13 protein-coding genes are annotated in these 10,969 nt (G+C 56.8%); 4 read left to right on the top strand and 9 right to left on the bottom strand.

Going from position 1 to position 10,969, the window contains the following annotated elements; all coding sequences use genetic code 11:
- Positions 1-705 (top strand): hypothetical protein (locus B5F35_RS18770; protein ID WP_162611433.1); only part of this gene is annotated, 705 nt, incomplete at its 5' end.
- 195 nt (positions 706-900) lie between these two features.
- On the opposite strand, the gene B5F35_RS13930 is transcribed toward B5F35_RS18770, so the two are convergent.
- The 4 genes from B5F35_RS13930 to B5F35_RS13915 all read right to left on the bottom strand — a co-directional run bounded on the left by B5F35_RS13930 (position 901) and on the right by B5F35_RS13915 (position 3,880).
- A complete protein-coding gene (locus B5F35_RS13930; protein ID WP_242969535.1) occupies positions 901-1,113 on the bottom strand; it encodes a FeoB-associated Cys-rich membrane protein in 213 nt (70 codons plus the stop codon).
- A gap of 15 nt (positions 1,114-1,128) precedes the next feature.
- Positions 1,129-3,306 carry a ferrous iron transport protein B gene (gene feoB, locus B5F35_RS13925; RefSeq protein ID WP_087241992.1) on the bottom strand — a complete coding sequence of 726 codons (2,178 nt, stop codon included), beginning with the start codon at positions 3,304-3,306 and terminating at the stop codon, positions 1,129-1,131.
- Between the two features lie 95 nt (positions 3,307-3,401).
- The gene (locus B5F35_RS13920) at positions 3,402-3,623 is read right to left on the bottom strand and encodes a FeoA family protein (RefSeq protein ID WP_087241990.1); all 222 of its coding nucleotides are present in this window, start codon (positions 3,621-3,623) and stop codon (positions 3,402-3,404) included.
- A gap of 44 nt (positions 3,624-3,667) precedes the next feature.
- Complete coding sequence (locus B5F35_RS13915; RefSeq protein WP_087241988.1) at positions 3,668-3,880, bottom strand: FeoA family protein; 213 nt, start codon at positions 3,878-3,880, stop codon at positions 3,668-3,670.
- A 244-nt stretch (positions 3,881-4,124) separates the two neighbouring features.
- Between B5F35_RS13915 and cysK the strand changes: the two genes are divergently transcribed.
- Both cysK and B5F35_RS13905 read left to right on the top strand, forming a co-directional pair.
- On the top strand, positions 4,125-5,057 hold the full coding sequence (cysK, locus tag B5F35_RS13910; RefSeq protein WP_087241986.1) for a cysteine synthase A: 933 nt from the start codon (positions 4,125-4,127) through the stop codon (positions 5,055-5,057).
- A 19-nt stretch (positions 5,058-5,076) separates the two neighbouring features.
- Positions 5,077-5,502 (top strand): helix-turn-helix domain-containing protein, encoded by a 426-nt coding sequence (locus B5F35_RS13905; protein WP_087241984.1) that lies wholly within the window; start codon positions 5,077-5,079, stop codon positions 5,500-5,502.
- A 77-nt stretch (positions 5,503-5,579) separates the two neighbouring features.
- On the opposite strand, the gene B5F35_RS13900 is transcribed toward B5F35_RS13905, so the two are convergent.
- Genes B5F35_RS13900 through B5F35_RS13880 form a run of 5 tightly spaced genes read right to left on the bottom strand, consistent with a single transcriptional unit; the run spans position 5,580 to position 9,513 of the window.
- On the bottom strand, positions 5,580-6,206 hold the full coding sequence (locus B5F35_RS13900) for a bifunctional 4-hydroxy-2-oxoglutarate aldolase/2-dehydro-3-deoxy-phosphogluconate aldolase (protein ID WP_087241982.1): 627 nt from the start codon (positions 6,204-6,206) through the stop codon (positions 5,580-5,582).
- Positions 6,203-7,168, bottom strand: coding sequence for a sugar kinase (locus B5F35_RS13895; RefSeq protein WP_087241980.1), 966 nt, complete (start codon positions 7,166-7,168; stop codon positions 6,203-6,205). The genes B5F35_RS13900 and B5F35_RS13895 overlap by 4 nt, the downstream gene beginning before the upstream one ends.
- A gap of 10 nt (positions 7,169-7,178) precedes the next feature.
- Positions 7,179-7,979 (bottom strand): gluconate 5-dehydrogenase, encoded by an 801-nt coding sequence (locus tag B5F35_RS13890; RefSeq protein ID WP_087241978.1) that lies wholly within the window; start codon positions 7,977-7,979, stop codon positions 7,179-7,181.
- Positions 7,980-7,999: 20 nt separating this feature from the next.
- The gene (gene kduI / locus B5F35_RS13885; RefSeq protein ID WP_087241976.1) at positions 8,000-8,842 is read right to left on the bottom strand and encodes a 5-dehydro-4-deoxy-D-glucuronate isomerase; all 843 of its coding nucleotides are present in this window, start codon (positions 8,840-8,842) and stop codon (positions 8,000-8,002) included.
- Entirely contained in the window at positions 8,842-9,513 is a 672-nt protein-coding gene (locus B5F35_RS13880) for a GntR family transcriptional regulator (RefSeq protein WP_087241974.1), read from the bottom strand. Before B5F35_RS13880 ends, kduI begins: the two co-directional genes overlap by 1 nt.
- A 276-nt stretch (positions 9,514-9,789) precedes the next feature.
- Between B5F35_RS13880 and B5F35_RS13875 the strand changes: the two genes are divergently transcribed.
- Positions 9,790-10,935, top strand: coding sequence for a glycoside hydrolase family 88 protein (locus B5F35_RS13875; RefSeq protein WP_087241972.1), 1,146 nt, complete (start codon positions 9,790-9,792; stop codon positions 10,933-10,935).
- Positions 10,936-10,969: the final 34 nt, after the last annotated feature.

The following is a 10,969-nucleotide window of genomic DNA, read 5'->3' as shown; positions in this document are numbered from 1 at the left end:
GAAGAGCAGCAGGTTACAGAAGAGGAAAAGGATAAGACCTATCATTTCGAAATGCCTGCGGAGTCGGTGGTTGTGAGTGCGTCCTTTAACAGCGTGGATCCGGATCCCGCTCCAGATCCTGAGCCTTCCAATCCCGGAAGCCAGGAAGACCCCAATGATATCGGCAGTCCGATGCCCATTCCGGAAGCTGATTCCTCTTATCCGCCGATGTCCTCCTCTTTTGCGAGCGACACCACTGCCGATCTGCATATTACGAATGGTTCTTACCAGTTCCGTATTACCTCAAAGGATGGCACCGTTCCGGTGATGACCGTCACTAACAGCGCTTTCCGGGTAGAGCTTGTCTCTCAGGAAGGCAATGACTATTTCTTCCGTGTGGTTGTAGTGACCCCCGGCAAAACAGCTGATGTGCTGGTCAACGGTGGGAAAGTCGTCTCCGTCACAGGCGGGAACGCCCACGGCGGTGTGATCAGTGACACGACAACTCCCTTCCAGGTCGGTGAGAGCGGTGAATACCAGTTTAAGCTGACTGCAAACGAAAAGCCTGAGTTTGTGGCAGGATCTCCCTCGTTTGACGTGGAATTTGTGAAAAACGAAGGAAACGACTGGTTCTTCCGCATCCGCGCCACCGGTAAACCCGGCGACGCCTGCGGCTTCTACATCAACAAGTCTCCCAAGCCCGTCACCGTTGTGACGATTGCCTGATCTTTTTCCTCTTGTGTTTCGCCAAGAACGAAAGACATGAGGTAGAGAGAAGTTTCAAAGCGTATGGAGAAACGGGATCGAATGCCCCGGGAGGGGTGTTCGATCCCGTTTCCGTTTGCTTTCAGGACAGTGCAAAGCGGCACCGCGGTTATCCGCGGTGCCGCTTCAAAAAAGGAAAGAGTATTACAAATGGTATTACTTGTGTTCTGTTTTAGTGGATGGATGGCAATGGCATGCACCCGCGCATCCGGAGCATCCTCCGCCGCAGCTGCATCCGCCCTTTTTACGGCCTCGTACCAAGTGAACCACCACAGCCGCAAAGAGAAGAAGGATCAGCAGGGCTAAAACAATGGTGGGGCCGTTCCATGCGGAGAGAAAAAAGAGAGTCATGGGGAAAGCGGCTGACATAAAAGGTTCCTCCTTTCAGACACTGGTATTCCGGTTCAGGCGAACGGAAACCGAAGCATCCTTTGCATAATCAGAATTGTATTTGTTCGGGCGAACTACCAGGAAGATCAGCACGGCCAGCAGAATCAGGGCCGCCGCAGTGCCAAGCCCGAAGACGCCGGTGAGAAGCAGGTTCCCAAGCTGGTAGACAATGAGGGAAACCGCATAGGCGAACACACACATATAGCCGATCGCAGTCAGCGTCCATTTGGCGTTGTTCATCTCGCGCTTGATGGCTCCCATTGCGGCAAAGCACGGAGCGCAGAGCAGATTGAAAATCATGAAGCTGTATGCCGTCAGGCGAGAGAAATCAGCTGCAATGTTCGCCCAGATTTCCTGACCGTCCTCGGAAACCTCCGCAAAACCGTACAGCACGCCGAAGGTTCCCACCACATTTTCCTTTGCGATCAGGCCGGTAAAGGTGGCGACAGCGGGTTTCCAGGTGCCAAAGCCCAGCGGAGCAAAAATCGGTGCGACCACCTGGCCGATGGAAGCGAGCAGGCTTGTGTTGTTATCCTCGACCATCCCGAACACACCATCCGTAAAGCCGAAGCCCTGAAGGAACCACAGAATGATAGAGGAAGCCAGAATCACAGTGCCGGCACGCTTGATGAAGCTCCAGCCGCGCTCCCAGGTTGCACGAAGAATGTTAACGGCGCGGGGGAGATGGTAAGCGGGAAGCTCCATCACAAACGGAGCAGGCTCTCCGGCAAACGCTTTGAACTTCTTGAGCAGAATTCCGCTCAGAATGATAGCGGCGACACCGATGAAATAAGCGCTTGTCGCCACAAGGCCGCTGCCGCCGAAGAGCGCGCCCGCGAACAAGCCGATGATCGGCATCTTTGCTCCGCACGGAATGAAGCAGGTGGTCATAATCGTCATTTTGCGATCGCGGTCATTCTCGATTGTGCGGGAAGCCATGACGCCCGGCACACCGCAGCCGGAGCCGACGAGCATGGGGATGAAGCTTTTTCCGGAAAGGCCGAACTTGCGGAAAATACGGTCCATAATGAAGGCAATGCGCGCCATGTAGCCGACATCCTCCAGCAGGGACAGCATCAGGAAAAGCACAAGCATCTGCGGCACAAAGCCGATGACCGCACCCACACCGCCAACGATACCGTTAACAATCAGACCATTGAGCCACGGAGCGACCTCCATCCCTTCCAGCCATGAGGCCAGGTTGCCGCAGATTAGTTCGCCAAACAGTGTGTCGTTGGTCCAGTCGGTAAGAAAGGTTCCCACTGTACCGATGGAAATGAAATAAACAAGAAACATGACAAGGGCAAAGATTGGCAGAGCCAGAATCCGGTTCGTCACAATCCGATCAATTTGATCGGAGGTGGAAAGGCTGTGCCGGGCGCGCGCTTTTTTTACACACTGGTCCGTGACTTTGTTGATGTAAGCGTAGCGCTGGTTGGTGATGATGCTCTCCGCGTCATCATCCAGCTCTTTCTCACAGTCCTGAATGTGCAGGTCAATGTGATCCATTAGGCTTTTATCCAGCCCCAGCTCCTCGGCCGCCTTGGAATCGCGCTCAAAGAGTTTGATGGCGTACCAGCGAAGGAGATCGGGCTCTACCAGTGCCGAGATGGACTCCTCAATGTGGGCGATGGCGTGCTCGACGCTGCCGGTAAACACATGAGGATGCTCGCCTTGCTGCTTGGTATTGGCCAGTTCGATGGCCTTCTCCGCTGCCTCCATGCCTCCCTCGCCTTTGAGGGCGCTTGTCGGTACAACGGCGCAGCCCAGTTCTTTTCCCAGCTTTACAAGGTCAATAGCATCGCCGTTTTTGCGCACCGCGTCCATCATGTTGACTGCTACGACAACGGGAATCCCAAGTTCAATCAGCTGGGTGGTCAGATACAGATTGCGCTCGATGTTTGTGCCGTCCACAATGTTGAGGATGGCGTCCGGGCGTTCCTTGACGAGATAGCCGCGCGCGACGACCTCCTCCAGTGTGTAGGGGCTCAGGGAATAGATGCCCGGGAGGTCCTGCAAAATTACATCCTTATGGCCTTTGAGACGGCCTTCTTTTTTCTCGACCGTTACGCCCGGCCAGTTGCCGACATACTGGTTGCTGCCGGTCAGGGCGTTGAACAGAGTGGTTTTGCCGCTGTTCGGGTTTCCCGCAAGTGCGATGGTAATGCTCACCTGATGTCACTCCTTCTGTCTTTGTTCATGAGCTGCCGCTCCTCATTTGCTCAAAGCTCTTGCGGTTAGATCTATCTAACCGCAGAGGAAAAAAATTATTCGACCTCGATCATGGCTGCGTCCGCCTTGCGCACACTCAATTCGTAATTACGCACATTCAGCTCCATCGGATCGCCCAGTGGAGCGACCTTCCGGACAAGAAGTACGGTCCCTTTGGTGATTCCCATATCCATAATGCGGCGTTTCACGGGCCCTTCCCCGTGGAGCTTTTTCACCACCGCACTCTCTCCGACCTTCACGTCTTTCAATGTTTTCATGCTTCACGCCTCCTCCTGCTTCGAAACTGTCCGCGGCTTTCTTATCAGAACAGCACTCTGTTTGCCAAAGAGCGGTCCAGAGCAATCCGGCTGTCCTTGACCTGAAGGATGAGGTTACCGCCGATCCCGCTTACTACGGTGACGGATTCCTCCACAACGAAGCCAAGCTCCGCCAGATGCTGGCGCACCTCGTCCTTCCCGGTAATTTTGCGGATGGTAACGGTTTCGCCCGGGCGGGCCATGGTCAGCGGTATCATTGTAATCCCTTCCTTTTGGTGACGCGGATTAAGGTTAGAATAAGCTAACCTCTTGGAACATAGTTAGTTTACTGCAACTAACTCGCTCTGTCAAGACGTTTTTGGAAATTTGTTCATTTTTAGGGCTGGCGGAGGAAATGGGCGGGGAGGAAAAAAGAGTTTCCAAATCGGGGGAATCATACTATAATAGAAAGAAAAGCTTTTTGATTGCCTGTCAGAGAGACAGAGGAACGGGGGGACCGCAGTGATTTACAACACCATTCTGGAAGCGATTGGCCATACGCCGGTGATCCGCTTGCAGCATCTGCCGGATCCGCAGGGAGCGCAGGTGCTGGTGAAGTTCGAGGGCCTGAATGTTGGCGGATCGATCAAAACGCGCACAGCCTGTCAGATGATTGAAAACGCGGAACGGGAAGGGAAAATCGGCCCGGATACGGTGATTGTTGAGCCGACCAGCGGCAACCAGGGGATTGGCCTGGCTTTGATCGGTGCGGTGAAGGGTTATCGGACGATCATTATCATGCCCGATTCCGTCAGCGAGGAGCGCCGTAAGCTGGTGTGTCATTACGGGGCGGAGGTCATCCTGATCCACGATGCCGGAAACATCGGGGACTGCATTGAGGAATGTCTGCAAACGGCTCTGCGGATGCAGCGTGAGGACCCAAAGGTTTTTGTGCCGCAGCAGTTTTCCAATCCCGGCAATCTGGAAGCGCACCATTACCACACTGCCGTGGAAATTCTTGAACAGGTGGCGGGGCCGATCCATGGCTTCTGCTCCGGCGTGGGAACGGGCGGCACGATCAGCGGGATCGGTGAGGTGCTGCGGTCACAGAATCCTGGAATGCAGATCTGGGCCGTGGAGCCGGAGAACGCGGCGATCCTTTCCGGCGGAAGCGTCGGCACGCACCTGCAAATGGGCATCGGAGACGGTGTGATTCCGGAAAACCTGAATCAGGAGATTTACGATGAAATCTGCATCGTGACGGATGAGGAAGCGATCCGCACCGCGAAAGAGCTGGCGCGCCGGGAAGGGCTGATGTGCGGCATTTCCAGCGGAACGAATGTGGCCGCCGCCCTCAAGCTGGCAAAGAAGCTGGGCAAGGGAAAAACGGTGCTGACCATCCTGCCGGACACGGCGGAACGGTATTTCAGCACGCCGCTGTTCAGCGGGGAATGATCAAAAGGAGGAAAAGCCGATGGAAGAACGGCTGGTGATTCGGATATACCGCTGGGGAGAGGAGGAACCCGTGTTTGCCTTTTTCCCGGAGGAGAACGGGGATGATGACGGCGGGCGCGACTACGTGCTTCCCGTAGGGTACACGATGGATTCCGAGGATGGTTCCCCGTTTATCCGTGGGGAAAAGCCGTGCGCCCTGCAAAATCACAACGGGCTGCCGGTGCTGGTGGATGAAGCAAAAAAACGCGCGTTCCTGCTGGAGCGTGACCGCAAGATTGAGCGGATGCGGGAGCGGGCAGGCATTTCGCGGGCCGAACTGGCGGAAGCGCTTGGCGCTTCCCAGATGGAGGTTTATCGCTGGGAGCGATACGAGGTGGAGCCGGGAACCGCTCTGCTGGGCCGGATCGCCCATGCGCTGGGTTGCGACACAGAGGATTTGATCTGACAGAAAAATACCGTGTGGATCGAGAAAAAATCGAAACACACGGTATTTTTTGTCGCATTTATTCCTGTTTGGATATTTTATGCACGAGCAACGGCGGCGGCTTCCTGTGCGAGACGGGTGATTTCTGCAAACTCGCCCGCGTCAATCTGCTTTTCGGAAGCGATCCAGCTGCCGCCGCAGCACAGGACGTTCGGAAGAGCGAGATAATTCGGCAGGTTTTTCAGGTTGATTCCGCCTGTCGGCATAAAGCGGAGGTAGCTGTAAGGCCCGGCAAGGGCCTTGAGCATCCCCACGCCGCCGACCGTCTCGGCGGGGAACAGCTTGAGCACGTCCAGCCCCATGCGGATGCAGGCCTCGGCCTCGGTGGGTGTTGCTACGCCAGGAATAACCGGAATACCGCGGTGCAGGCACCAGCGCACGACTTCCTCGTTGGTGCCGGGGCTGACGATGGCCTGCGCGCCTGCGTCGACGGCTTGCTGTGCCTGTTCGGGGGTGAGCACCGTTCCGGCGCACACGGTCAGCTCCGGAACTTCCCGGCAGACCGCGCGAATGGCATCGGCGGCGGCGGCGGAGCGGAATGTCAGCTCGATGACGGACAGGCCGCCCGCCAGCAGGGCGCGCGCCAGATCCGGCGCTTTGGACGCGTCGTTGATTTTAACAACAGGGACTATTTTCTCGGAATTTAACTTATCGTAAAAATTCATGTCGATTCCTCCTGCGGCGTGGTGTCCATAAAGTGCTGTAACTGTTCCCGATCCGGCAGGCCGGTGTTGTCGCCCACGCTCATGATTTGCAGAGTCCCGATCGCGTTGCCGCGCCGCACACATTCGCGCAGAGGAAGGCCCTCGGCCATGGCGGAGAGAACGCCGGCCGCAAAACCGTCGCCCGCGCCGACGGTGTCCACGATGGTTTCCGCGCGGAAGGTGGGCTCCTGAAAGCGTTCCTCCCGCGTCGCGCCGTAGGCTCCCTGTGCCCCCGTCTTGACGATCACGGTTTTCACGCCGCGATCCAGATAGCAGGAGGCAATGCCCTCGGGAGTTTCCTCCCCGCACAGCAGTTTTCCTTCCTTCACGCCGGGCAGAAATACGTCGGCGTATCCGGCAAGGCGGTTGATTGTGCGCGTCATGGTTTCCTTATCCGGCCAGAGCTGGGGACGCAGGTTCGGATCGAAGGTGACAGTCATTCCTTTCTCCCGGGCGCGACGCATGAGATCTTCCGAAGCCGCCAGCGTCCGTTCCGAGAGAGCGGGGAAAATCCCCGTCATATGCAGGAGGCCGCCCTCTTTGCCGTCCAGGCAGGAAGCGGTCTCCGTCTCTCCCAGTGCCGAAGCCGCCGAGCCCTTGCGGAAGTACTGGATCGGCGGATTGCCGCGGCTGACCTTACCCTTGAGCATGAAGCCCGTCTGCCGCTTGGGATCTGTGAAGGCCAGTTCCCCGCTGATTCCGTTCTTTTTCAGAAATGCGCGGATCATGCGGCCGAACGAATCGTCTCCCAGGGCGGTCAGGTAGGACACCGAGTGGCCCAGGCGTGCCAGGCCGATCGCCACATTCAGCTCGGCGCCGGCCACGGCGGATTCCCAGTGTGTAACCTCCTCGAGGGGGGCTTCCTCCTGTGCGATAAAGAGCGCCATTGCTTCTCCGGTGAGCACAAAATTCCCTGTTTTCATACGCGCTCCTTTACGGCTGCTTGCCGATGTAGACCAGAATGCCGCCGTCCACATAGAGAATGTGGCCATTAACAAAGTTGGAAGCGTCGGATGCGAGGAACACCGCCGGGCCCATGAGATCCTCCGTTGTCCCCCAGCGGGCGGCGGGAGTCTTGGCGACGATGAAGCTGTCAAACGGATGGCGGCTGCCGTCAGGCTGGCGCTCGCGCAGCGGTGCGGTCTGCGGTGTAGCAATGTAGCCGGGGCCGATGCCGTTGCACTGGATATTCTGATCGCCATATTCAGAGCAGATGTTGCGGGTGAGCATTTTGAGTCCGCCCTTAGCCGCCGCGTAGGCGGAGACGGTTTCGCGCCCAAGCTCGCTCATCATCGAGCAGATATTGATGATCTTGCCGTGTCCCTTCTGGATCATGCCGGGGATGACAGCCTTGGAGACGATAAACGGGGCGTTGAGGTCCACGTCGATCACTTGGCGGAACTCCTCGGCGGTCATGTCGCACATCGGGATGCGCTTGATGATCCCCGCGTTGTTCACGAGAATATCAATGATTCCGACTTCCTCCTCAATGCGCTTGACCAGGGACTGCACAGCGGCTTCGTCCGTCACGTCGCAGACATAGCCATGCGCGTCAATGCCCTCTTCTTTGTAAGCGGCCAGCCCCTTGTCGACCAGCTCCTGACGGATATCGTTAAAAACAATCGTCGCGCCTGCCTGGGCGTAAGCCGTTGCAATGGCAAAGCCGATGCCGTAGGAAGCGCCCGTCACAAGTGCGATTTTTCCCTTGAGGGAGAAACTGTCCAGAATATTCATGCGAAGCAGCCTTCTTTCTTTTACTTCAATTCCGTGGTGGGGATTTTATCCATATCGTCAAACGCCTGGTTTTCGCCGCCCATCGCCCAGATGAAGGTGTAGTTCGACGTACCGCAGCCTGCGTGGATGCTCCAGGAGGGGCTGATCACCGCGTCAAAGTTCTGCATGACAATGTGGCGCGTCTCGTCTCCCTGTCCCATCAGATGGAACACAACGTTGTTTTCGGGAATCTCAAAGTAAGTGTAAATCTCCATGCGGCGCTCGTGCGTGTGGCAGGGCATGGTGTTCCACACAGAGCCGGGCTCCAGGCAGGTCATGCCCATGGAGAGCTGGCAGGTGGGGAGAACGGAGGGATGGATGAACTGGTTGATCACGCGCTTGTTCGCCGTCTCCTGGCTTCCCAGCGGGCGTTTCGCGGCCTCCGCGAGCGTGATGAGGCGGGTTTCATACGCGCGGTGCGCCGGAGCGCTGACCATGTAGAAGCGGGCGGGGGTGGCGCTGTCCTCACTGCGGAACAAAACCTCCTTTGTACCCATCGTGATATACAGGCAGTCCTTATAGCCCATCGGGTATTCTCTGCCGTCGCAGATCACCACGCCATTGCCGCCGAGGTTGAAAAGACCAAGCTCGCGGCGCTCGAGGAAATAGTGCGTGCCGAAATTCGCCCACACGTCGATCCCCTTGTCGATCGACACCGTCTCGTGAACCGGCATGCAGCCGAGCGTCACCATGCGATCCACATGGCTGTAAACCGCCTTGACCTGATCGGCCTCATACAGGCCGGTGATGTGAAATTCCTGGCGCAGCTCCTCGGTGGTGTAGCGCTTGACGTCGCGTGGATTGGTGCTGTAACGAATGTCCATCAGTTGTCCGTCTCCTTTGTGATAAAATATTCCCGGAATTCGGTTTGAAGCTTTTCTCCCAGCCGTTCGATGCTGCCGTACAGGTGGCGGTGCATCAGGGGCGCGATGGCATCGGCTTGTTTTTCGTGGATGATTTGGAGCAGCTCTCGGTGTTCCCGGATGATGGCGGAGAAGTTCCGGCTTTCCGCAATATCCAGGATCCGGAAGCGCGTGTAATGGATCTGTGCCTTCTGGATCAGTTCCCACAGCTTATCCTTGTGGGTGGTGCGGAACCAGATGGCGTGCATGTGCGAGTCCATCTCATAGAACTGGGACAGCTCGAAATCTCCCTGAATCAGCGCCATCTGCTTGCGGATTTGGTAGCGGATTTTTTCTTCCAGCAGCGGGGTGCATACCGGCAGAAAATCGCGGATCACCTGTGATTCCACAGCGGTGCGCAGATAGATCATCTGCTGGATCTCGTCGAAATCCAAAAGCGAGACCGTGCTGCCGCGATAGGGGATCACATGCGCCAGCCCGTCCGCCTGTAAACGCTGCAAAGCGGTGCGTACCGGCGTACGGGAAACGCCGAAGCGTTCACACAGCTTGTGTTCACTCATGCTCTGCCCCGGTTTCAGGGTGAGATCCAAAATACGATGCTTGAGTGTGGTGTAAATCGTTTCGCTATTCATGCTTTTCCCTCCGTTCCCCTTTGATTTAACCATACCATTTTGGATCGTATTTGTAAATTTGGATACAAGCTAAAAAAGAAAAAGGGAAATTTGTGCACTTTGTCAGCCTGCCGTTTTTTCCAGACGTGGGGCGGGCTTGGCTCTCAAACGGGAGAGAGGAAAGGGGCGCGGGGACGGAAAAAAGAAATTTGTTGTCTTGCCAGGGTGCAAGAAATGCGCTAAGATAGGGAGCAAATAAGCTCCCCGGGAATCCGGGGATGGGGAGGACGGCATACAATGAAACTGGAACTGGGAGAAAAGCAGCTGGCATGGGCCACCAAAACGCTGGAACAAACAGCAAAAAAGCTGGAACAGGTCAGCAGGCGATCGGCGCATAAAATTCCCTACACCACGGTGAACGGGGTGCACGACGATAAATCCGGCGAACGGGACAGCTGGTGGACCAACGGCTTCTGGGGCGGCATGATGTGGCAGCTTTACACGCTTACAGGCGATCCGTTTTATCGGACGGTTGCAGAGGAGAACGAGAAAAAGCTGGACACAAACCTGATGGATTACGACAAGATGGACCACGACAACGGCTTCAAGTGGCTGCCCACCGCCGTCGCGAATTACCGCAAGACGGGAAACCGGCAGTCCAGGAACCGGGGACTGATCGCGGCGGGGCAGCTGGCGGGCCGCTACAACTGTGCGGGGCATTTCATCCGCGCCTGGAACGATTGGGACGACAATGGCCGGGATCACCGGGGCTGGGCGATCATTGACTGCATGATGAACCTGCCGCTTCTGTACTGGGCGAGCGAGGAAACGGGCGATCCCCGGTTCCGTCAGATCGCCGTCCACCATGCCGACACAGCACAGCGCTGCTTTGTGCGGGGCGACGGCTCGGTGAGGCATATCGTGGAGTTTGATCCGGACACCGGGGAGATGGTGCGGGATTACGGCGGCCAGGGCTATGAGGAGGGTTCCTCCTGGACGCGCGGCCAGACCTGGGGCCTGTACGGCTTTACGCTGAGCTTCCTGGACACCGGAGACCGTGCGTATCTGGAGACGGCGGAGCGGATCGCGAACTATTTTATCGCGAACATTCCGGAGAGCGGGCTGATTCCGGTCGATTTCCGCCAGCCTGAGGATGTGACATGGGAGGATTCCACCGCAGCGGCCATTGCCGCCTGCGGACTGATCGAACTGGCAAAGCTGCATGAGGGCCGCCAGCAGAAGCTGTATCTGGACGCCGCGCTCAAGCTGCTCCGTGCATTGGCGGATCAGCGTCTCAACTGGGACGAAAACGAGGACAATCTCCTCACAAAATGCACGGGCGCGTATCACGACAAGGAGCATGAGTTCTCCATTATTTACGGTGATTATTACTTTCTGGAAGCACTGATGAAGCTGACAGGGCAGGAGCTTTTCATCTGGTAAAAAAGGACGCGAAACCGAAAAACCGGTTTCGCGT

The organism is Anaeromassilibacillus sp. An200, from assembly GCF_002160025.1.
Classification (GTDB): domain Bacteria; phylum Bacillota; class Clostridia; order Oscillospirales; family Acutalibacteraceae; genus Caccousia; species Caccousia stercoris.
The sequence above is the reverse complement of the archived record's forward strand: the minus strand, read 5'-3'. Positions and strand labels throughout refer to the sequence as shown.